The sequence below is a fragment of the Acidicapsa ligni genome, from assembly GCF_025685655.1.
Taxonomy (GTDB): Bacteria; Acidobacteriota; Terriglobia; order Terriglobales; family Acidobacteriaceae; genus Acidicapsa; species Acidicapsa ligni.
The window spans coordinates 40,688-63,315 of the sequence record NZ_JAGSYG010000010.1; the positions used below are offsets into that span (position 1 = coordinate 40,688).

The window sequence follows — 22,628 nt, forward strand, 5'->3', positions numbered from 1 at the left end:
AAATGCCTCATCCTGGCGGATGAGGCATTTGCTTTCAAAGCGTCAATTTCCAGGACTATTAAGCTGCCACGGCTGTGGCCAGCCTTTTCACTGTCAGCACCGTAATATCATCCTCCTGCCCAAAAGCCTTAGCCGCATCTGCGATAAAGAACGCCGACTGATTACTGAAATTCCGCACTCGGTCAAATCCAAACAACTCACCGTTTGCCCTGCGAGCTTCCGCCACTCCGTCCGACATCATCAACAAGCGGTCGCCAGGATGCAGGTAAAGCCGAGTCTCCTCATACTCCACGTTGGGGATGACGCCGAGCGGCAGCCCGCCTGGCAGCACAATCTCCTGGCTGTTCAGGTATGGTGGCGGATGCCCGGCACTGGCCACTACTAACTCGCCATTCGCAGAGAAAAGAGCGACCTCGCACGTAGTCAGGCTTGAACTGCCGACCAGCACCTCGTTCAGTGCGGACAGCAGTTGCCCCGGCTGCGTCTGCGGCGATCTGCGCAGCGCACCCATCAGCATGGACACGTTCATCGCCGCCTGCAACCCGTGTCCGGCAACATCGCCAATCACGACCAGCAGTCCGCCATCCGGTATCGGCTGGATATGGAAAAAATCTCCACCTACCTCAGTCGCCGGCGTATATACCGTATCCACAAAAAAGCCCGGCGTACGCGGAGATTCGCGCGGAATCATCAGTTCCTGCACGCTTCGCGCCGCAGCCAGTTCACTCGATGCCCGTTCGCGCTCCCGATGGATACGCTGAAACCGAACGAAGATGATCAGCATGATGACAAACACGCCGACAAAGTCCGCCACCGAAGAGAAGTGAATCGGCACCGGCCCCGCCTGAAATGTCAGCGGAGACTGCATCGCAGTTCCCAGCCAACTCGTGGAGGCAACAGTAGACATCAACTCCACTAGTCCCACGATGCTCAGTAGCAGAGGCAACAGCAGCAGAGCCGCTTCGTAGTTTCGCCGGATGGCGGCCACCGTAAGCGTGATACCCGTAAACAGAACCCATGCAATAAGCCACACAACGGAAAAGAGAATCGTAAAGACCAGGGCGACGATGATCGCCCTCTCATGGTTGATAAATCCGATCAGCGGACCGAGCAGGAGCGGCGAACTGTAACGCATTGCCCGGATGTACCAGCGAGTGCGCAGCGACAGGAAGGCCACTAGAAATTCGAAGTAAAAGTACGCCGAGATCAGGAGCAGCTCTACATACAGCGCAGCCGTCGAGATCATGTCCAGCCGCGCTGTATTTCCCATCAAATCCACAAAAGCCAGCGGAGCTACGACGATCAGTTGCAGCCCAAGCCATAGATACTCCGGGTGGTCTCGCTGCGTCCAGAAGAGTGCCAGCAGGAAAATTCCGAGCAGAACCTTGAGTCCGTTATCAATCAGTGTGGGTAGGCGCTCGAAGAGAACAGCGTGATCCCAAAGCTGGAGATGAGAGTGCAAGTCATCGCTTTCACCCAGCAGAAATGTGCGATGCGCAAAAAAGCCGGTGTAAGCATCCATGCCAACAGACATGAAGGGGATGCGCACCGCCAGGACCAGGTCGTCATCGGTAGAGGGAATGTCGAGCTGATAAATCCGTGAGATTGGCTGGTAGGCTTCGGGCGAAGTTGCATTCGGGCCTTCGGGCGTGATCAGCTTGCCATCGGCAAAGAGATCCATGCCGACCGTACCGCTTCCAATGGCAATTTGAGACGTTCGAGTTACCGGCAGTTTGACGAGCAGGGCCAGCGGTCCATGATGCGCAGGTAATTGCACGTGGATACGGAACCATGCAAAGGGATGCCCGTGGGGTGGATGCTGCCTGGCTTCATCTCCATGCGCCCTGTTTCCATGCGGCTGGTCGCCGTGCGGTGGCCCGTTATCTCCGCTTTCATCCGCTGCCGAGTCATCGACCTCGGCCAGAGCCTCTTTCGCATCTCGCCGCGGCCATTGGGAATCATCAAAATCCGGTTTGGCGGGGTCTTCGCTTGCGGAGATTCCCAGCCGCCAGTTTTTATCCAGCACAATTGGCGAACCCATCTGGCCTGCATCAAAACTGATGGATTCACCCGGCTTCGGCACCTCTCCTTTGGGTGCGCGGATATTCGGACGAAATATGCGTAAACCAGGCGGTGGCCCCGGATGATCATGTGGCGGCGGACTCTGCGGCAGACTTGTCGGCTCCTGAGCCTGCAGACATAATCCGGCAAGCAGGAGTCCAGGCACGGCAATCAGGCCGAATCCCCTCAGGAAATCGCGCACCCCGCCCTTAATCTTCCGCAACCCGTCGTTCACCAACATGATGCCCTCAACTTTATCGCACTGAGCCTCTGTTTCAAACGGATAACGGCAGAGAAGGGAAGACTTCGTTTGCCTAGGATTTTGTGTTTCCAGGGCTGGTCCATCTGCGGGTCCATCAATCTGGTTCATCAATATCGAATGTAGACGTGTGAAACAAACTTTCATGTACGTTGAAATCAGTTCGACGACTCGGAAGAAAAGGCGCATACTTTCGTTTTAGAGGCGTGATGGCGATCGGGGTTCCCAGTGCAGGCTCCCGGTTGAGGGAATACGACGAAAAGAGCGGTTGCCGGAATTGGAGCGATCACCATGAGAACACCGATGCAGATTACCAATCGTGAGTGTACGCGAATCCTGCTGGCTGGTTTCGCCCTGACCCTTCCACTGGTTCTCGCGGCGCGCGCCTCGGGCCAATCCGCCCCGCCCAATCAGCAGACCGCTCAATCCCAGACCCCGCAATCCCAGACCAGCCAGCCATCGACCGCAGGGCAGCCATCCGCAAAGCCTGCCGATACCAGCGCCGATGCAAGCAAGGATTCAGGAAAAGACACCCCTCCCGCGGCTGATTCTTCCAAACCCGATGCCACACTCAAGAACAAGGCAAAAGACGATACCAAGGCCGCAGCGGAAAGAAAGACACCCGTACTCGCCGAGCCCGGCAGCCACATGGAAACCATCAAGCCCGGCAGCATCGACGATGTAAGCGCCGTTGGAAACCGCGACATTGGCGCTCGCGGCGTGGGCAACTGGTACTCCACGGATTCCGAGATTCGCATGGGTCGTCAGTATGCGGCAGAGATTGAGAAGAGCACCAAGTTCATCACCGATCCAGTTGTCGAAGAATATGTAAATCGCATTGGCCAGAACATCGTCAAGAATTCCGACTGCAAAGTCCCGTTTACCATCAAGGTCATTGACTCTGACGTAATCAACGCCATGGCTCTCCCAGGCGGCTTTTTCTATGTCAACTCAGGCCTCATTCTCAACGCCGACGAAGAAGCGGAGCTGGCCGGTGTTATGGCTCACGAGACAGCCCACGTCTGCGCTCACCACGCAGCTCGGCAGATGACCCGCGCCAACTATGCTCAGCTTGGCACTATCCCACTCATATTCATCGGCGGCTGGACCGGCTACGGCATCTACGAGGCTGCCAATATCGGCATCCCGATGACCTTTCTGCAGTTCTCGCGTGAATTTGAAGCGCAGGCCGATTACCTGGGTGTTCAGTACATGTATCGCGCTGGATATGACCCTCAGGCCTTCGTCAGCTTCTTTGAAAAGATTCAGGCGCTGGAAAAGCGCAAACCCGGCATCGTCTCGAAGGCCTTTTCCGATCATCCACAGACACCGGATCGAATCGAGCACTCCCAGGAAGAGATCGCCCATATTCTGCCTGCTCGGGATGAGTACACCGTCACGACCTCTGAATTCGACGACGTGAAGGCGCGTCTGGCGCGTATCGAAAATAAGCGCCGACTGACGGATACCAAGGATGGCAAAAAGCCTTCCCTGCGGAAAGCCAGCGGCACATCGACGACGACAACCGATCCCAGCACGACCGCTGACGACAAGCCGACGCTCCACCGTCGCGAAGATGGCAACTAGCTATAAAGCAATTCAATATCGCGCAATCAACTTGGCGAGTCTCGCCCATGCGCTCGCGGGCCGCAGGCTTGCGTCGTACTATACTGAGACAATTCTGGACTGGGACAGTTCTGGCCGATTCGGGAGTCTTCCGAAAGCGACAGCCTTCAGAAAATTCAAGCTTCGGTTCACGCTTCTGCCATGAAAAAGATCCTGATGATTGCCGCGGCTTTTCTCTTCATCATCCTGCTCACCAATCTGGCAAACAGAATCCCGGCAGATGCTGCACCCGGAACAGCCTTTAGTCTCAAAGCCCAAAAGGTCATTGCCTGTTCCGACAATGAAATCATCCTTGTGGACGGACATCAAAAATCTACCCGGCTCGACAAGGACGGGAGCTGGCCCGAATGCTCTGCCTTTGTGGGAAGTGAAGCCGAAGACTTCTATTTATCCCGAGGCGCCAAAACGCACTTCCTGGGTTTTGAGAAAACCGCCTGGTGGCGTAAGGCCATGTAACTGGATGGGCCGAAATCGAAGACGTGAGAGCGCCTCCGTTTCGGCCCGATGTTACTGACTTAACAGCCGTTTTTGCAGCGGGCCATAATGGCCGCGTGCAATCTTTCTCTGACGGAAGTCGGCAGTTCATAGACTTCGTGTGAGCGATAGATGTCGATGGTTTTGCGCGTGGTGCTCAATGTAACTTCGCAATGCTCGCACCCCTTCAAATGCTCTTGAAGCTGGGTCCGGGTTTGCGGCGTCACCGCATCATCAATCAATTCGTCGAGCAGTGCCAGAAATTCTGTGCAAGTCACTTCTCACCAGCCTTCTTTTTGCGGAAGTACCGGCTAAGTCGCTCACGTAGTTGAAGCCGTGCTCGCAATAGCCTTGATTTCACCGCCGGGACACTCAAGCCCAGCGTTTCCGCTGTTTCTTCCGTAGAAAGTCCATCCACATCTCGCAGCACAAATACAATTCGAAATCCATGCGGCAATCCCTGGATAGTCTTTCGCAAAATCTCGGCTAGTTCTGCCTGGCCGTAGTTCTGTTCAGGATTCGGACTCCAATCGGCCAGATCCCGTGGGACACTGCCTTCATCTGTCTCAATATCCTCGTCAATGGAGACCATTTTCCCGGTGCGTCGCTTGCGCAGCCGCATCAGGGATTCATTCACCGCGATCCGTACCAGCCAGGTGTAAAACTTGCTATTTCCCTGGAACTGATCCAGCTTCTCGTATGCCTTGAGAAACGCGTCCTGAACTACGTCCTGCGCATCTTCGCGGTTTTGCGTTATGTGCTGCGCAATCCGGAAAATCTGCCGGTCATACTTATTGACGAGCGTTTCAAAGGCGTGAACGTCTCCTCCGCGCGCACTGTCTACCAGCGCCACATCAGGATGTTGCTCGTTCTCTCCTGTTACTTGGATGGTTGCCATTCAGGTTGGTTGCGAAAAATCGCTGCCTTTCCATTCGGCGGATTACAATCCACCATCAAAACCCTAGTGTAACGGACAGCATCGGTGCAAACAAAGAGTCTATGTGCATATTGATGACCAGATAACTCCGTTACGCCAGTGGTTCGCCTGCAACACAGTATGCACCAAAGCCCGCGAATCGGCTTAGAGTGGAAGATATGAGGCCGTTTCTCTGGAAATCCCCATTTCGGACGCTTTGCGGCATGAATTCACGGCTGATGCCGGTGCTGGTTCTGGCGTTGCTGATTGCCGCCTCGGGCAGCACATTCGCGCAAACTCCCAGCCATTCAGCTAAGCACCATAAGGCCAAGTCGGCTGTAACTACCTCAAAAAGCACAAGATCAAAGTCCCGGCTAGCAGCTAAAACCAGAGGCAAAGCCAGGCATGTGTCCTCTGCGGAGCGTGCTGCTCGATCGGCCAAGTACAAGCAGGCATTCGTTGTCTCGACCGAACTGCGTCCTATGGCTCAACAACTTGCAGCCACCCGCACTGTGGCGGCGTATGCTGGCGTAGCAAGTTACGCTCGGCAGCACCAGGGAGAAGCAGCCTCAACAGCTTATCTCGCCCTTGGACATGCCTATCTGCTCGACAATCGCTTTGTGGAAGCCGCGTCGAATTTTCGCCAGGCACGTGCAACCGGGGATGCGCTGGCCGATTATGCGGACTACCTGGGAGCCAAGGCTGAGCACGACGGCGGTAACGATCCGGCGGCAGAGAGCATCCTGAAGGGATTTGCGACCCGCAATCCGGACAGCATTTTTACCGCCCAGGTGCCGGAACTTGAGGCCCAGGTGCTTCTCGGATTGAAGGATACTGCCGGTGCTCGTCGCGTGCTTGCGGCAGGAGACTTCGCGGCGAGCCGTCCCGGTTATCAGCTCGCGCTTGCCGAGGTTACTCAGGCTGAAGGTCAAACGGAGGAAGCAGGACGTCTTTACAAGCACATCCTGTTAACGTGGCCCATCAGCTTCGAAGCGCAGACATCTCGTACTCGTCTGACTTCGCTTGGGCTTGAGTCGACGCTTACGGCAGCCGAGTTGCGCAGCCTGGGGGACGCATATTACAAGGCTGGCCATTATGCAGAGGCCTCGGAACAGTATCATGCGCTCGCACGACAGATTAGTCCTGATACGGTGCAGCATGACAGCTTTGCAGTGGCAGCAGCGGCCTGCGATCTCAAGCTGAAGCGTCTTACAGTGGCCGAAGCTCAAGCTCTTGCAGCCACCAACGATGAGAATGGAGCGCGCCGGCTTTACCTGCTGATGGAACTCGCTCGCAATCGCGATGATCTCACGGCTCAGACCACCTATGTGGATCAACTGCGTAGCAATTTTCCGCGCAGCCAGTGGTTTGCAGAAGCGCTGTTTTCGAGTGGCAACATGTACCTGTTGCGCAAGGATTATCCGCGCGCGGTTTCTTATTATTACGATCTTGCGACGCAGTTTCCGCAGAACACCAATGCAGCGGCTGCTCATTGGCGAGCTGGATGGTGGTCCTACAGGCAGGGGCAATACGAACAAGCCGCAAAGATATTTGAGGATCAGATTCGTCAGTATCCCGGCGCCAAGGAAACGGTGAGCGCTCTCTACTGGCGTGCGCGTCTCTACGAGCAGCAGGATCACCAGCCTGCAATGGCGGCTGCACACTATCGCACGTTGATCGCAGCGTACTCACATTACTTCTATGCGCAGATGGCGAAGGAGCGGCTGGTGGCTCTTGGGGATGTCGCTCCTGCATCGGTGCCTAGACTTGAAAGCTACGTCCCTGCGGCAATACCCAAGTTGGATACGACGGTGCCTGAAGGCGATCCACACCTTATCAAGGCTCATTTGCTGGTGAATGCGGGCCTAACGGAATATGTTCCGCAGGAGATAGCGGCAGCCCCCGGAAGCTCTTCATGGAGTGGCATTGCAGAGGCGCAAATCTACGCGTCGTATGGAGAAACCTTCCGTGCCATGAGGGTTCTAAAGCACGCGCTTCCGTATGCGGCGTCCGCGCCTATCAAATCCATTCCGCTGGCATACTGGCGCATTCTATTTCCTGAGGTGTACTGGGATACCATTCGCACCGAGTCTGCAAAGAATGGCCTCGATCCATACCTGGTGGCGTCGCTTATTCGACAGGAGTCGGAGTTCAACCCTGGCGCGATCTCTCATGCCAATGCGTATGGCCTCATGCAACTGCTTCCTTCTGTCGGCCGTCAACTGGCACGCGAAGAGGGTCTGGGCAGTATCGAACCGCGACAATTGCTCGATCCGATTATGAATATTCGTCTCGGTACGCGCTATCTGCGTCAGACGCTGGACAAGTTCGGAGGAGTTACCGAGTATGCGTTGGCTGCTTATAACGCCGGTGATAATCGAGTAGCGGACTGGCAAACAGCGGGGCCTTATCACGGCATCGATGAGTTCGTTGAGTCCATACCGTTCTCGGAAACACGCGATTATGTACAGGCAATCATGCGGAACCAGGATGTCTATCGTGCTATCGATCAGTATGCGCAGACCAAGTCCTCATCCGCTCAATCGACGCAGGCAAGGACGGCGCAGCCAGAGAATCAAGTGGCACAGCAGTAGGAATAGCAGGATTGCTCTACCGCAGGAACCTGCATCGATACTCCTGAGCTTGTATCGATTCTGGTTGACGAAAGCGTCTACACAGGAAAGACTGAGTGCAAGTAAAGACTCAGGCATCACCGTAACAACGTTCCACTTCACGGCTCGCTGCGAACCACCCACTGTTGCGGCTTACCTTTTGGCCGCAATCCTGTCGAATTCACCCATACGGAGGGAAGAATGACAGCAGAGTTGCAGTTCCTCGAAGCATGGATCCCGGACAAGATGGAACCAGGGACAGTCTTTCTTCTCGAAGGGCCAAACTCGCTTGGCCATAGCAATAATCCATTCGTTGCTGTGCTTGCGTGTCCAGGCTGCGGGACGGTCGGCCTGATCACTCGCAGGCAACTGCATGGCTTTGAAACCATGATCTGCGGAGGCGAAGAGTGCTCCGCTGAATTTGGCTTCGATGGAGATAGCATTCGCTACCGTGCGGCGCAATAGAAGCTACGAACACGCACTGGCAAACTGACTATTACGTCTGATTACATCCGATGAAGGGTTTGTTGCCGGAAGGCCGAACCCTGAATTGGAACATTGTCATTACCATTATGTCGCGGATGAAAATGACCGCGACCACACGCTGGTCAACCTGATTGGAGAGCATACCGATTACACTGGAGGAATTGTCCTGCAATGTGGATTCGGATCTCCATTTGCGGAACTCGTGGGCTCTGGATGCTGGCGCTCTGACGGTATAGTAAATAGAAGAGCCCGGATGATGAGATCGGGAGACACAGCGGACTTAAAACTGTGTATGGCAGCTAGCTTGTTCTATGATTGAACAGGTAGCCACCTTCTGCGGGCGTGGCGAAATGGCAGACGCAGCGGACTTAAGCAAGCTTGAGTGCCCGCCAGGAAACTGGCGGTGCAGAACTGCTCAAAGTCGGGGAAACCTTATAAGGCAATCCCGAGCCAAGCCCGGAAACACTTCCGGGAAGGTGTAGAGACTAGACGGGCAGCACCTAAACCTCGTGTGAGGAATGGTGAAGGGATAGTCCAGACCACGAACTCGCCGCTGGCGGGGCGGCGAAAGCCGAAGTGGTATGAAAATCCGCAGGCCGCAAGGCCGTGAGGGTTCAATTCCCTCCGCCCGCACCATACCTCTTATGTGTCGCACTAAGCGCGTTTAGCGGTGTGAATCCAGTTAGCGTATCGAGTTCTTTGGTCGCAGATACGACACGCACAGCGATCAGGCGGTTATTCTAGCGTCTTCCTTTTATCGATAAAAGCGCTTTAGCTGTATTTTTTAGTGTTACTTAGTCGCATATCTGTTGCTATAAGTGGAAAAATTTCAATGTCAGATAACAGGTGTGTCTTGTGCGCGATTGGGTTAGTACCGTATGCATTACGCACAAGCTGTCACACACTGCACATCGGTTTAGATAGCCTCCATCCGTGATTGCGCGGTAGTTGTAGGAGATACGAAGGTTACCGGTTTTGCTTTCGACAGGGTAAATCTGACCATCGATTGCCGGGCCTGCCTCTTCGCTCTGAACAGCCTCGACTTCGCGGCGGAGACGGAAATCCCCTGTCGATTCGCGAGGTCCTTTACCGACAGTTCTTCGGCGAGTTGAAGCTCAAGCGACTCACGTAACGCCCAGGGCAGCAGCCTGACTGCACGGTTCAACTGCACAGACCTCTCTGTGGTAAGCGCTCGATGTTCGGGGTCGGGCGTCTCGTCGATTAGCTGAAGATTTGTAAGGATGCCCGATTCATACTCGGGCCCGATCGTAAACTCTATTCGACCGCGTGTTTTCCGCAGCATCATGAGGGCAGTATTGATTGCAATCCGAGTAAGCCACGTTGAGAACTTTGATCTTCCATCGAATCCTTTCAGATGTATGAAGGCCTTTAATGAGGCCTCCTGTAGCACATCCTCTGCGTCCTCGTGATTCCTCGTGATTCTCAGGACAGCGTGAAACACACGATGCGCGTGAAGCTGATACAGTTCTGCGAAAGCAGCCTTATCACCGTCTTTGGCCAGAGAAATCAATCTCTGCTCAGTACACAAAGTCAGGGAGGCCGTCTGCTCCTCTTCTCTCTCGCGGTATGTATTTCTCATTAAGTCTCCTTGTTTTGGGTTCACCAGGGCTCGGTCACACATTCAGATCGCTCGATTCAGCGCTGAAGGTTGAAACACGACCCGGTTACCGTATCTTGCGGGTAAGATCGACAGCGACCAGTCTGCGCGCACCGGTTATACAACGTTGTAATGCGTACATCTGAAGCAGGATGGCAATGATGTTTAGAAGATGTATCACGATGCCTCCAGACCACTTGATTTCAAGTGCCTTACCCTCACCCTTAATTTCAGGATGGCAATTTTCACTGCAATGACACTGTGATCCTAACTCTGCGCCGGATTGCTGACTATTATGTCTTTCTATTGCTTTCGTGAGATCTGATCTCCTCTGCGGAACCTTATGGAAACATGTAATAGACATCATTTCGATAGACCCCTAAGATCATCGCTATTAGTGCAGTTGCAGGAGGAAGATTAGATGGAAGCACGCGATCACGTCATAGCCGTTTTTGATAATCACGAAATAGCAGCCTAGGGATATCGTTTATCCAGGAATCGTGGGCTTCAACATTGTGGGACACTCTATGGCCACAACCTATAATCACGGTGAGCAGGATGGTAAGAGTAGACGTACGGTCAATGGCTTTCATTACTCGTTTTGCGCGCGTTCAAACATTCTTGTAATTGGAACTGACAGAAAGAGACTCTCTTCCTATCAGCGGGTTGCGGATAAGCTTGGCTGCTGCGTTCACGCGAGTTCCTCGGCACATGATCTGCATCAGAAGTTGAGTGATCATCGAATAGGTCTTGTTATTGTGGATAGCCCGGCGATTTCTGCACTCCGCGAATGGACGATCCTGATGCAGGAATTTGAACAAGATGCTCGGCTTCGAATACTTGTCGTGTGTCAAAAAACAATATCAACAAGATTTGTGCTGGCACTTGGCGCAATGGATTGTCTTGAACTTACTAAATCCAAAAGCGCCAGAGCATTATTGCCGTGGATAGATACTTATCTTCCTAGCTTGCAGAATTCGTAAACTGCGGTGATCTATACGGAATAATCTATCTTGCAATGCTTGGGCCTTGGGTCTATCGGCCTTGACTGCTGGGCACTTTTACTTCTCGACCAATTTTCAGAACGCGCGTGGTACTTGTGATCGTATGCGGTGTGTACGATCCGCCCTTCTCGCACTCCTGGTTAAATGAATTTGCGTGCCTGACGCCCAGCTTTACTCCCATCCTCACCAGATCTGCCAGTGAATTTGCCTCCATTTTCCTCATGATCTGCGCACGATGAAGCTGCATCGTGATATTTGCTATGCCCAGGACAGAAGCGCCTTGCTTGACGAGCCACCCGCCCAAGACCAGCGGAAGCACCTCACGTTCGCGTCTCGTGAGCCGTTCATATCTGCGTTTGAGTTCCATGCGTTCAAACCGCCGTCCACGAATCTGCTTATTGCGCTCAAGCGCCTCATATACCGCGGATAGAAGCGGAATAAAACTGATAGGTTCTTCCAAAACCTCTATCGCTCCTTCTTTCATGGCTCGTACGGCACCGGAGATATCACGCGAATTGGTCACGAGAATCACTGTAGGGTGGGCTGGGCGCTCAGCCAGCCTGCGCAATGTGACGGAGATGCTATCGTGTTCCGGATGAAGGTTTGTGATCAGGCAGGAGGCCTCCGCTTCATCTGGCGTTGAAAAAAAATCTTCGATGTCGGCATGATGCATCACGGACAGATGTTGCGCAGTAAGAAACTTCTCTAAGCGTTTTGTGCATTCGCTCGTTAAACCGGATATATGGACTGTGTGACTGGTATACATATTGAACATCCTCCTATTTAAAGAGGCCAGGTCAGTTGAACACGAAGTGCTCATACTGACTAAGTGCTGGCGTTAATGCTGGATACTGAGCGTGGCCGCCTCTGTCTGTTCGGCTTGGAACCGGGGAGTACAAATTTCGCGGTCAACTGATGTGTATCAATTCTTGTACCTGCACTGCACCATTCGATTGATTAGTTTAGAGCCTGTGTTTTTCTGCAGGCCTCCACTTTGGGGGTCGGTCGCTTTGGCCACAAGAAGATTACGACGCGGAAAAAGGCCCTTTTCTGCGCTCCTCAGCTCGCATCGTCATCGGCCAGAATGCTCAAGAGATGCTCACACCACGTCGGCCTGTCCAGAGAAATGAATGCTGCGTGAAATTGGAAGAGTAGATGTCGCCGCCTATAGAAACATACGATAGACCACGGCCTCCAATTTGGAATTTAATAGCGTTCAGGAGAGAACGAGAGATCGAATGAGCGAGCAGCTATAGCAACCACAAACCGTCGCCTGGCTCATGCGCCGCAAGCTGAACGGTCCAGCTATGCCTGCGGCAAAGATGTGACAGCAGCTTTGGACTCGTAGCGACCGCAGAGGTGGTCTCTTCCATCATCGCTCCGGGCGACGAGCGCCGGTCATCAGAGTAGTTGCGAGAACAGTTGGCTGCTTCAGCGGCAGGTCGTTTGTGTCCTTGCTCCAAGCAGACGAGCTCCAAGCGGACGAAGTGAGATATTCGCCCGCGAATCCAAACAACATGTCGAGGGGATTCACAATGTCTCTACAGGGCGAATTCCTGCTGGTGATGGCTGGAAGCGCTATCTTCACGGTGGGGCTGATATCTCTATGCGCTCATTTTTCCAGTTCATTGAAGAGGGAACGGATTCTGTTGTGGTTCGGCCTCTTCGCCGCGCCCTATGGCCTTGCTCTGGTGCTGCGCAGCGTCTTGATTCCAGTGCCCGACAGCCTTGATGAAATGTTGCTGGTTGTGGTGGTAAGGCTCATTGGCCTGGCTGCAATTATCCCAGCGCTTCTTCTTTTCCATGAGTTTTACGGGAAGGGCTGGCGACTCTCTTCGAAATGGGTCACTTCGATCTACGCGCTGGCGGTAGTGTACGTCGTCGTCCTATTGACATTGCACGAGCGAACTTATGCAATACCGTCACCAGGAATCGCATTGGTGATTCTAGTGCCGCTCGTTCTGATTGTGGATCGCATTGCCGGCTACCAGCCCCCGCAGATTCGGGATCGGCCGGTTATCTTCGTAGGACAGGCGGTGTTCTTTCTGACCTTTGCTTACGATCACATATCGCACTTATGGGCAGGCAATATGAGGGCCATCTCGGAGCCTTTGGGCTTCATGATCCTGACCATATGTCTTGGTTATGTTGTGTCGCGACGTGTTGCTGCGAACGAAGCTGAATGGGTTTCCATGACGGACGAGATGCGGGCGGCGCGGAGAATTCAAACTGCGCTTTTGCCGCCGTCGATGCCATCTCTGACCGGTGTGTCAGTTGCTGCTCGCTATGCACCCATGACTGCCGTCGCTGGTGACTTCTATGGTTTTCCGCGTGTCAGTGAAAGCTCTGTCAATGAAGGCTCAATGGATATCATCGTGGCAGATGTCATGGGACACGGTGTTCCCGCTGCCCTGGTGGCGTCCATGGTCAAGGTCTGCGTATTTGCCGGAGCTCAGAATGGCAAGAGGCCGGACAGTATTATTGGAGATCTAAACAGGACTCTCAGTCAGGAAGCGCCGGGCGAGTTTGCAACGGCAGTCTATGTATCTCTGAACGTGCAGAAGGGCGTTGGCTGGTATAGCTCGGCGGGCCACCCTGCACCGCTCATGTGGCATCGCAAATCGCAAACACTTGAGGCTCTGAATGTTTCCGGGCTATTGCTCGGTGTCCGACAGGAAGAGTCCTTCACTACCAACCAGATTCAGTTTGAGCAAGGCGATCGACTTCTGCTCTATTCCGATGGACTGACAGAAGCGGAGAGTGCAGTGGGCCTGGACTTTGGAGATGCAAGGCTACCCAAAGTATTCGCGTTGTGGCAGGCATATACTGCGGAACAATTCGCCGATGCTTTGCTCAAAGAAGTGCTCACCTGGTCCGAGGATAACTCCGGACCGCACCAGTCGGACGACATCACGTTTATTGTCATCGATTTTGCGTGAATGAAATTGCTATTAACAGGCCTTCACCCCTGGGTACTCCAGGGGTGAAGGCGCCGAGTGTTTGCTATGTCTTAGAAGATGCTTGATGGTGGAGTACTTACAGTAATCCTGGTTCCGCTGATCGAGCCCTCCAGGTGGCTCTGCATATGACCGGATTCGTCATAGTTATCGATCGTGAAGGAGCCGGTGAACTTTTCTCCATTCGGGGCCAGTGTTACTTCTTCACGAATACTAGTGGGGCCGGTTAATTCACCGGTCGGTCCTGCCGCTCCTACGGGGCCTTTGGTCGGATCCCATGCTGCGGCAAAGTGGTTCAGAGAGTATCTGCGCGTACCTGTCTTTTCCCATACACCCAGGCAAAAGGAACTTGTATTCGGCGCGCGACCTGCCGAGTTCATTATCTCGGTGCCGTCGCTATGCCACTGAGAGTACCCCGCGTCCACTTCTGTTCCTTTGGGAATGCCATTCGGTATGCCTGTGGTGATGCCATCGGAAACGAATTTCACATGCCAGAAGCCCACGATGGATACCCTGTCCTCATCGCGATCCCTATCCTCGTTAAGTGATGCGCGTAGAAGCCGGGCCTGTCCGAATTGCGGATGCCAGTTGGCGGGAGCTACCGACGCCTGTCGAAGGCCGCCGCATTGAGCGTGAGAACTAGGTACGATCAGGAACGCGAGTAAAAGCGCACCGAATGTGCCAGCTAATGTGCAATGAATCTTCTTCATGGGATACTCCAATCATTTCGGTTTTGGCGCTTCCGCAGTCGGCTGCGCAGGTGGTTACAGCGGTGAAGAGTTAGAAGATGCAGCGCTATCGAAAGCCCGAGTGCATTCAGACGCGAATGTATTCAGGCGCGAATGTTGCGTTGCTCCTAAACCCCAAAAAGGGAGCAAAATGCTTCCCAGTACGTCGTTTCGTGCGGTGGTGGTGTCGATGTGGACTCACCGCTCCCAACGCCGTCGATGGTCAGATAGGTGTCGACCGCTGCCAAAGCGTGATGAGGGGTTGCCGCCAGCATGAGGGTGAAGATTGAGACTGCAAGTACGAGAGCCCTGTTCCTTTTCATGTGAATTCCTCCATTTCGATTTGGCGCCCCGGCTGGTCGCGCCGTTGGATGAAATGAGTCTGCAGCAGCTCCGCTCGCCACTCAATGAGTGGGCAATGAGTTGATCCTGAGTTCGCCAACTCGCCTAACTCACAGAAAACTCATCTCGCCGGACAATTCGAGGGTGGTAGGCTTCTCTGCATGAATGAGCATGTAGAGAAATTCTCTGAGCATCAATTAGCCGTCCTGCGTAGAGCACTGAACTGCTCGATCCTCACTGACCAGGATCCGGAGTACGATCAGGTGCGCCGGATATGGAACGGCATGATCGACCGCAAGCCGTCCGTGATCGTTCGACCCACCACGATCTCGGACGTCATGCAAACGGTTCGTATCGCCCGTGACTTTGAACTCCCCGTCTGCGTGCGTGGAGGCGGCCATAGCGTCGCTGGCAAATCCGTGGCCAACGGCGCCACGATGATCGATCTTTCGCTCATGAATGGAATCCAGGTAACCCCCGGCGCACATTCCGCCGTTGCGCAAGGCGGCGCAAAATGGGGTGAGTTCGACCGGGAGTGTGAGCGCTATCAGTTGGCAACCACGGGAGGCGTGATTTCTTCTACCGGCGTCTGCGGTCTGACTCTCGGCGGCGGCATGGGCTGGCTGATGGGCAAACACGGGTTAAGCTGCGACAACGTGATATCCGCCGATCTGGTCAGCGCCGACGGCTCACATCTGTCCGTGAGCGCATCGCAGAATGAAGACTTGTTCTGGGCTATTCGCGGCGGAGGCGGCAACTTTGGCATCGTCACTGCATTGGAATTCCGTCTTCATTCGCTCAAGTCTGTGCAGGGTGGATTGCTGCTCTATCCCCGCAGCAGTGCCTTTGATCTCCTGCGCCGATATCGCGATGTGACCCGCAATGCTCCTGATGAACTTACTGCCTACGCCGCTTTGATGATCGGCCACGGGCAACCGATGGTAGCCATCGCCATGTGTGATAGTGGGTCTCATGTGGAGGGCGTCAATGTCAGCAAGCAGTTCTATCTCGCCGAGTCGCCTGTCGCAGATATGACGGGAGAGAAAAAGTACACCGAAGTGCAGTCGATGCTCGATTTCACGGCTCCCGCCGGTCTGCATTACTACTTCAAGTGCCCGTTTCTGTCCGAACTGAGCGATGATGCTATCCGCACCATTTTGGAGTATACGGAGTCGCTGCCTTCCGAACAGACACAGGTCGTTCTTGAACATATGCATGGAGCAGCCAGCCGAGTTCCTGTCAGCGAAACAGCCTTTGGCCTGAGGCGCGTTCACTATAGCATCAACATCATTACCGCATGGAGCGATCCTGCCCTCGCGGAGAAATGCATTGACTGGGCGCATGGTTTAGCATCGGCCCTCGAAGCCTTCGGCGCTTCCGATGCCTACGTCAATTATCTCGGCGACGAAGGACTCTCAGCGGTGCGCGCTTCCTATGGCGTTAACTATGAACGACTGGCACAACTCAAGAAGAAGTACGATCCCGACAACTTCTTCCACTTCAACCAGAACATCGTCCCAGCTACTTAACGTATTGCCAGATGAGCCAGCCCAATCGACTCCAGAAAAAGTCTGAATCGTGGATCGGAACGATAAGGGCGAAAATCTTCAGTGATAAGGGGTAAATAGATGGGTGCCGACTTTTGGTCCACTGCTTTGCTCAGCCAATCGAACATCTGTTGCGCGTCGCCGAGGCTTGCATAAATAATTGCCACAAGCACGGCCGGGGACGTTCTACTCTCTGTGGCGACCACTCGCTCCATTGTTTTCAGTGCGCCGCTGCGGTCGCCACTAGCTGCCATCGACGCTCCGAGCATAGCTATCGCTTCAAGACCATCCGGATTCAGCGCGATAGATTTCTCATATGCCGCGATCGCGTCGTTCTGTCTGTTGATCGAACTCAACGCTCGTCCCAGGAACATGAAGGTGCGATAGTTGTGCGGATCCAATTCGAGGGTCTGATGCAACTGACGCAGGGCAAGATCGTACTGACCGGCATGCGTCTGGGCGACACCGAGATACATGTTTACGACCGGTGACAGAGGCTCCGAGTCTCTTGCCCGCTGCACGGAGGCGATTGCTTCCTGGTTCCGCCCCATCACGCTCAGCAGCAGAGATTGCCAAAGTAGAGCGGTAACATGCCCTGGATCGAGACTAAGCGCTACTTGAAATGCCTGCTCAGCTCCAGCCCAATCAAACTCGTACCAGATCTTGATCAAGCCCGATGTGCAATGCGCTTCAGCCATCGTGTAGTCGAGTTCCATCGCGCGATGCAGGTAGGTTCGCGCTTTTTCAAGCGCCGCATAGGGTTGCAACATGCCCAGCCTTATCGATCCCATTTGCGCATAGCAATCGGCAAGCCCTGCATAGGCTGGCGCGAACTCCGGGTCGATAGTCAGCGCCTCGTTGAAATACGCCATACTACTGCGCACCGTGTCGGTCGTCATCTTATGCCAGAAGAAGCGGCCTTTAAGATAAGCGTCATACGCAGCCGAGGAATGCACATACTTTCTCGATCCCAGGGCTCCCCCGGGAAGCAGCTCCAATACAAGCGATTGGCTCACTCTTCTGGCCACATCTTCCTGCACGCCAAGGAGGTCCGACGACTTGAGATCATAGACTTCCGACCACAGGACGCTTTTGTCCCTGAGATCAAGCAATTGAGCACTAATGCGAACCGCTTCCGCGGAACGGCGAACTGACCCACGCAACAGGTAATCGAGATCAAACTCGCGCTGAAGACGATCGAGCTCTTCTCTGGGCAGAATTCCGCTTGGCGCGCGAGGACCAACGGTGACACGCAGCCTCGCAGGATCGATGCGCGAAAGTGCTGAAATCATATCTTCGGTCAAGCCAATAGCAAAATAGTCGTTGGCTGAACCTCCCACATCTTCGATGGGGAGAATTCCAATCCGGATGCGATTGCGGACTGTCTTCGTGGCGCCGTCGCCGATCTTCTCGGCAGATGCAAGGAAACGATAGCCAAGCCGTGGAAGTGTCTCGATAAAGACGGGCTTTTCTGCCTGGTCATTGAGCGAGATGCGGATCTGGCGAATGCAAAAGTTCAGATTCTGTTCAAAATCTACGAAGGTGTCCTGGCCCCAAATCGCTTGTTGAATCTGCTGGCGCGTGACAAGTTTGCCCTGATGGTTTAATAGGAATGCCAGAACACGGGCCGGTTGTTGCTGCACCCGGACAGGCGCGCCGCTCCTGCGCAGCTCAAGGGTCTGTTCGTTGAACTCGAATTCTCCAAATCTAATTAGAGGCATCTGGGAACGGTCACGCTAAAGCTATGCAAGATGCTACCATGTGCTGAATTCTGCATCTCCATTGGGCCAGGAACGTATCAAATCCGTAACAGAGGAATTCTGCTGGAAGGAAAAATACAAAGGGATATTCCAGCTTGAGGGCGGCTCGTAGAGATTCAATGTATGCGAAATAACATCTCAAATTCGCAGGCAAGCGAACGTATCGTGCTCGCCGCCACCATTCTTGGATCAAGCATGGCGTTTATTGACGGAACTGTCGTCAATGTTGCGCTTCCCACGCTGCAGAACGCTTTACATGCCTCAATCGCGGACGTGCAATGGGTGGTGGAGTCGTATGCCCTGATGCTGGCGGCATTGCTCCTTGTTGGCGGCTCTCTTGGAGATATCTTCGGCCGTCGTAAGGTGTACGTTCTTGGCGTTGCCTTGTTTGCAGCCGCCTCTGCGTGGTGTGGACTGGCTCGAAATATTGAGATGTTGATCTGGGCTCGTTCCATTCAAGGGATAGGTGCGGCTTTGCTGATCCCAGGAAGCCTCGCACTGATTACAGCTTCCTTTCCTGAAGAAACGAGAGGGCAGGCGATTGGCACGTGGTCCGGATTTTCCGCAATCACCGCAGCTATCGGCCCTGTCATCGGCGGTTGGCTGATCGAATACTCTTCATGGCGCTGGGTCTTCTTCCTGAATCTCCCGCTTGCCCTGGCTGTCATCCTGCTCTCTGCCAGGGTGCCGGAGAGCCGTAATGAGAAAGCCTCACATCATCTCGACTGGCCTGGTGCTCTTCTGGCAATACTGGGACTGGGTGGCGTCACGTACGCACTGATTGAGTGGCCGTCTCGCGGCCGGCATGGCGGCCATATCGTTGATGCTGCAGCCGTTTTGGGCGCAATTGCTTTAGCAGGATTCGTCGCGGTAGAGCATTGGTCGCGCGCGCCGATGGTGTCTTTTAAGCTGTTTCGCTCGCGAAACTTTGTAGGCGCGAATCTGCTGACACTGTTCCTGTATGCATCGCTGGGCGGGTTGATGTTCTTCTTCCCGATGGATCTGATTCAAATTCAGCACTACACAGCCACGCAGGCAGGGGCGGCATTTCTTCCTTTTGTGGCCATCATGTTTGGGCTGTCACGCTGGGCTGGTGGGCTGGTCGCGCGCCACGGGTCACGACTTCCGCTCACAGTCGGACCAATTGTTGCAGCCTGCGGTATCGCACTTTTCGCGGTTGCCCCGCAGAATGGAAACTACTGGAGCTCGTTCTTTCCGGCCGTAGCCGTGATGGGCCTGGGAATGACGATCAGCGTCGCTCCCCTGACTACGACGGTGATGAATGCCGTTCCTGACTCCGAGTCGGGTCTTGCCTCAGGAGTTAATAACGCGGTCTCACGTCTGGCTTCTCTGCTTGCAGTGGCTGTTTTCGGTGTGGTTCTTGTTACAGTTTTTAACCACTCGCTGGATCGACACCTGGATCAACTGGCGTTGGCCTCTGACGTTCGCGCTCAAATCGATGCCGCCCGGCCACTGCTTGCGGCCACTCATAATCCTGATTCCGTAGTTCAGCAGGCTATCACCGAGTCTTTCCTAAGCGGCTACCGCGCTGTGATCTGGATAGCGACCGGCCTCGCAGTTTTGGGCGGGATCACGGGATGGTTGCTCATTGAGTCCGGCGTATCTTCGCCTGCAGAACAGGTCTAGTTTTTTCTTTAGCTTTTGCTGTTGCACTTGTGTCTATCATTCCCAAAGAGAATCCGCTTCGTATTTAGCCTTTGCCGTTGCTTCTCTGGCTGTCATTCCCGAAGGGAATCTGCTTCTATCGTTCTATGCAGAAGCACAATTACCCCAACGGATCTTACCGCCGCGTCCTATTCATTACTTGGAGACGCTCTCACCCACAGGTGGAAGGGAACTGAGGTAGCGTATCAGGGCATCCAGGTCGTCTCCCGTGATTCTTCTTTCATACGAAGGCATCGGGTTGGTATTGATGATCGTGAACTGGCTAAGTCCCTGCTTTGAATAGGTAGCGGCTTCTCCTGAAGCATCCATGATTCGCACTTGTTGATCGTCCTGGCTCAGAATGCGGCCCGTAACTGTTTTTCCATCCGCCGTGGTCAGTCGAACAAGATTGTTACTCGCGTCGACCGTTGGAGGTGGAGTGACGATAGACTTTCGTATCTCGCTCGCTGTACGTCGCGTTCCCAGGCCATTCAATGACGGCCCGGTATATGCCCCATGTTTTTCGATGCGATGGCATGTGAGACAACCGTTATCGGCAATTACCTGCTTCACGTGTTCCAGTTCTGGAGAATCGGGCACCGCTGGCCCGCCAGGCGTCGAAGCAGCAGTCGAATCAGGCGTTGTAGCTTGCGTCGCCGAGTCTGACGCAGGCTTGTCTGTTGCATAGTATTTGTCCAGGTAGAGGACGACGTTATCCAGATCTTCTTTTGTACCATCCGTGCCGCGAGACGCCATTTCGAAGACATTCTTCTTCCAGGCATCCGGAGTCTTCTTAACGCGAGTCACCATATCCGCTCGGTGACAGGCAGTGCAGTTATGCACAAACTCCGCCTTGCCCTGGCCGTCCGGCAGAGTTTCGGCAAGGGCTTCACTTGATAGGCAAAGGCCGCACAGGAATGCGCACATCATTACAAACGCCACAGGCGCCGGGAACGCTACTTTAAACTTCCGGTTCATTGTCTTCATCGCTTATCCGGGTTATTGGAGGGGCGAAGTCGAATCGATCTTTCAATCTTTCGATTTTTCGCTGCTTCGACTACGACCCTCACTGTGTGGAGGCATCCCAGTCCACCGTCTGAATTCAGCATCTGCATCAAACGGTGGACCGAAACACTGATCTCGCCTACAGGCCTGAAATATCTTCAGGCCATAGGCGAAGATCTGGGCCTATTTCGCTGTCAGGCGGAAGACGCCACCTGGCTTCGCATCCTCGACCATCCAGAGCGCGCCATCAGGAGCAACCTGCACATCGCGGACTCTGTGACCTACATCCCATCGCTCGGCCGTCTTTGCTCCACCCTTGCCGTCGAACACAATGCGGATGAGCGATTGCGATATGAGCCCGCTGGCAAGAGCAGAACCGTTCCACTGTGAGAACATGGCGCCTTTGTAGAACATGAGGTTGCCGGGTGCAATGACCGGAACCCAGTAAATGACAGGCTTGGCCAGGTCAGGGCGAGTGTCCGGGCTGGGAATGGGCACGCCGTTATAGTTGTGTCCATAGGAGACCAGAGGCCAGCCATAGTTTTTGCCGGGCTCGATCAGGTTCAACTCATCGCCGCCGCGTGGGCCGTGTTCAAGCTCCCACAACCGTCCATCCGGCGCGAAGGCCAGCCCATAGGGAGTACGAAGTCCGGAGCACCAGGTTTCCGCTGGCGTCAGGTTCGGGCCGGGAAAGGTATACGTTCTTACGACTGGAGCTGTCTTTGCTTCTTCGGTATCCTCGGGTGGATCAATGACAGGGACGGTAGGCGAGCCTGTCTTGCCAGCCATTGGATTTCCTGGGGCGGGTTTGCCATCCAGCGTCAGCCGCAGAATCTTGCCGAGTGGCTGGTTCGGGTCCTGAGCTGGCGTCATGCGTTGCCGTTCGCCAGAGGAGAGGTAGAGATACTTGCCATCCGGAGAAAAGGCAACCTCTGCGCCAAACTGTCCGCCTTCACCGCGCTCGCCATCGCGCCAGATCACCTGAAGGCCCTCAAGGCTCGCTGTATCCTGACCAATCTTCAACGTGGCCCGCGCCAGTGCCAGGCTCGAACCACCGTCACCCGGCTCTGCATACGTGAGGTAGACAAAGTGATCCTTCTCATAATGAGGCGAGAGATAGACGCCCAGCATTCCACCCTGACCTCTCCAGACAACGGCTGGAATATTGGTAACTGGCGTCTTTGCTCCTTGCTGGGTCATCAGGACCAGACCGCCGACCTTTTCAGTAATGAGCATCCGCCCATCGGGCAGGAAAGCAATCTTCCAGGGCAGGTTCAAAGTCGTCACCTGGACCATGTTGAATGGCAGGCTGGGTTCAGGCTTTTGTTCACCTGCATTGATCTGTGCAGATGCGCCGCTCGCGGTCAGGGCCAGGAAAAGTCCTGCGATCGCTAAGTCCTTCATTTATGTCTCCCTTTATCGATAAAGTGGTCCGACGTTAAGGGATCCTCTTTGGCGAGGCTTGCTGTCCCAATACTTCGGTCTGTTTTAGAGTATCGCGCTTAGCTCATTGCAGGATCGACGAGCGTCCCTGAATGGCTTTCGAGAGACCCCTGCTAGCGATAGGG

The 22,628-nt window shown here is 54.3% G+C and carries 19 protein-coding genes; 9 read left to right on the forward strand and 10 right to left on the reverse strand.

What is annotated here, in order from left to right:
• Positions 1-58: 58 nt before the first annotated feature.
• Positions 59-2,302 carry a PP2C family protein-serine/threonine phosphatase gene (locus OHL19_RS22645; protein WP_263360121.1) on the reverse strand — a complete coding sequence of 748 codons (2,244 nt, stop codon included), beginning with the start codon at positions 2,300-2,302 and terminating at the stop codon, positions 59-61.
• A gap of 309 nt (positions 2,303-2,611) precedes the next feature.
• On the opposite strand from OHL19_RS22645, the gene OHL19_RS22650 reads away from it, so the two are divergent.
• Both OHL19_RS22650 and OHL19_RS22655 read left to right on the forward strand, forming a co-directional pair.
• Positions 2,612-3,907: a M48 family metalloprotease gene (locus tag OHL19_RS22650; RefSeq protein WP_263360122.1), complete on the forward strand. Its 1,296-nt coding sequence runs from the start codon at positions 2,612-2,614 to the stop codon at positions 3,905-3,907.
• A 180-nt stretch (positions 3,908-4,087) separates the two neighbouring features.
• Complete coding sequence (locus OHL19_RS22655; protein WP_263360123.1) at positions 4,088-4,402, forward strand: hypothetical protein; 315 nt, start codon at positions 4,088-4,090, stop codon at positions 4,400-4,402.
• 59 nt (positions 4,403-4,461) lie between these two features.
• Here the strand turns inward: OHL19_RS22655 and OHL19_RS22660 are convergent, their stop codons facing one another.
• A complete protein-coding gene (locus tag OHL19_RS22660; protein WP_263360124.1) occupies positions 4,462-4,698 on the reverse strand; it encodes an anti-sigma factor family protein in 237 nt (78 codons plus the stop codon).
• Positions 4,695-5,318: a sigma-70 family RNA polymerase sigma factor gene (locus tag OHL19_RS22665; RefSeq protein WP_263360125.1), complete on the reverse strand. Its 624-nt coding sequence runs from the start codon at positions 5,316-5,318 to the stop codon at positions 4,695-4,697. Before OHL19_RS22665 ends, OHL19_RS22660 begins: the two co-directional genes overlap by 4 nt.
• A 197-nt stretch (positions 5,319-5,515) precedes the next feature.
• Between OHL19_RS22665 and OHL19_RS22670 the strand changes: the two genes are divergently transcribed.
• From OHL19_RS22670 to OHL19_RS23210, 3 genes are all read left to right on the forward strand, one after another.
• Entirely contained in the window at positions 5,516-7,930 is a 2,415-nt protein-coding gene (locus OHL19_RS22670; RefSeq protein ID WP_263360126.1) for a lytic transglycosylase domain-containing protein, read from the forward strand.
• A 219-nt stretch (positions 7,931-8,149) separates the two neighbouring features.
• Positions 8,150-8,413, forward strand: a complete 264-nt coding sequence (locus tag OHL19_RS22675) for a hypothetical protein (RefSeq protein WP_263360127.1) — start codon at positions 8,150-8,152, stop codon at positions 8,411-8,413.
• Positions 8,414-8,498: 85 nt separating this feature from the next.
• The gene (locus OHL19_RS23210) at positions 8,499-8,753 is read left to right on the forward strand and encodes a galactokinase family protein (protein ID WP_396126824.1); all 255 of its coding nucleotides are present in this window, start codon (positions 8,499-8,501) and stop codon (positions 8,751-8,753) included.
• Between the two features lie 597 nt (positions 8,754-9,350).
• On the opposite strand, the gene OHL19_RS22680 is transcribed toward OHL19_RS23210, so the two are convergent.
• Positions 9,351-10,034, reverse strand: coding sequence for an RNA polymerase sigma factor (locus OHL19_RS22680; protein WP_263360128.1), 684 nt, complete (start codon positions 10,032-10,034; stop codon positions 9,351-9,353).
• Between the two features lie 545 nt (positions 10,035-10,579).
• Between OHL19_RS22680 and OHL19_RS22685 the strand changes: the two genes are divergently transcribed.
• A complete protein-coding gene (locus OHL19_RS22685) occupies positions 10,580-11,035 on the forward strand; it encodes a hypothetical protein (protein WP_263360129.1) in 456 nt (151 codons plus the stop codon).
• A gap of 52 nt (positions 11,036-11,087) precedes the next feature.
• Here the strand turns inward: OHL19_RS22685 and OHL19_RS22690 are convergent, their stop codons facing one another.
• Positions 11,088-11,822, reverse strand: a complete 735-nt coding sequence (locus tag OHL19_RS22690; RefSeq protein WP_263360130.1) for a response regulator transcription factor — start codon at positions 11,820-11,822, stop codon at positions 11,088-11,090.
• 769 nt (positions 11,823-12,591) lie between these two features.
• Here OHL19_RS22690 and OHL19_RS22695 point away from each other — a divergent pair.
• Complete coding sequence (locus tag OHL19_RS22695; RefSeq protein WP_263360131.1) at positions 12,592-13,995, forward strand: PP2C family protein-serine/threonine phosphatase; 1,404 nt, start codon at positions 12,592-12,594, stop codon at positions 13,993-13,995.
• Between the two features lie 71 nt (positions 13,996-14,066).
• On the opposite strand, the gene OHL19_RS22700 is transcribed toward OHL19_RS22695, so the two are convergent.
• Positions 14,067-14,723 carry a hypothetical protein gene (locus OHL19_RS22700; protein WP_263360132.1) on the reverse strand — a complete coding sequence of 219 codons (657 nt, stop codon included), beginning with the start codon at positions 14,721-14,723 and terminating at the stop codon, positions 14,067-14,069.
• Between the two features lie 146 nt (positions 14,724-14,869).
• The gene (locus tag OHL19_RS22705; protein WP_263360133.1) at positions 14,870-15,064 is read right to left on the reverse strand and encodes a hypothetical protein; all 195 of its coding nucleotides are present in this window, start codon (positions 15,062-15,064) and stop codon (positions 14,870-14,872) included.
• Positions 15,065-15,244: 180 nt separating this feature from the next.
• On the opposite strand from OHL19_RS22705, the gene OHL19_RS22710 reads away from it, so the two are divergent.
• Positions 15,245-16,612, forward strand: a complete 1,368-nt coding sequence (locus OHL19_RS22710) for an FAD-binding oxidoreductase (protein WP_263360135.1) — start codon at positions 15,245-15,247, stop codon at positions 16,610-16,612.
• Here the strand turns inward: OHL19_RS22710 and OHL19_RS22715 are convergent.
• Complete coding sequence (locus OHL19_RS22715; RefSeq protein ID WP_263360137.1) at positions 16,609-18,351, reverse strand: winged helix-turn-helix domain-containing protein; 1,743 nt, start codon at positions 18,349-18,351, stop codon at positions 16,609-16,611. The genes OHL19_RS22710 and OHL19_RS22715 overlap by 4 nt on opposite strands.
• 162 nt (positions 18,352-18,513) lie before the next feature.
• Here OHL19_RS22715 and OHL19_RS22720 point away from each other — a divergent pair, with 162 nt between their 5' ends.
• Positions 18,514-20,037, forward strand: a complete 1,524-nt coding sequence (locus tag OHL19_RS22720) for an MFS transporter (RefSeq protein ID WP_263360138.1) — start codon at positions 18,514-18,516, stop codon at positions 20,035-20,037.
• A gap of 174 nt (positions 20,038-20,211) precedes the next feature.
• On the opposite strand, the gene OHL19_RS22725 is transcribed toward OHL19_RS22720, so the two are convergent.
• Both OHL19_RS22725 and OHL19_RS22730 read right to left on the reverse strand, forming a co-directional pair.
• Positions 20,212-21,042 carry a c-type cytochrome gene (locus OHL19_RS22725; RefSeq protein ID WP_263360139.1) on the reverse strand — a complete coding sequence of 277 codons (831 nt, stop codon included), beginning with the start codon at positions 21,040-21,042 and terminating at the stop codon, positions 20,212-20,214.
• A 201-nt stretch (positions 21,043-21,243) separates the two neighbouring features.
• Positions 21,244-22,464, reverse strand: coding sequence for a PQQ-dependent sugar dehydrogenase (locus tag OHL19_RS22730; RefSeq protein WP_263360140.1), 1,221 nt, complete (start codon positions 22,462-22,464; stop codon positions 21,244-21,246).
• Between the last annotated feature and the right edge of the window lie 164 nt (positions 22,465-22,628).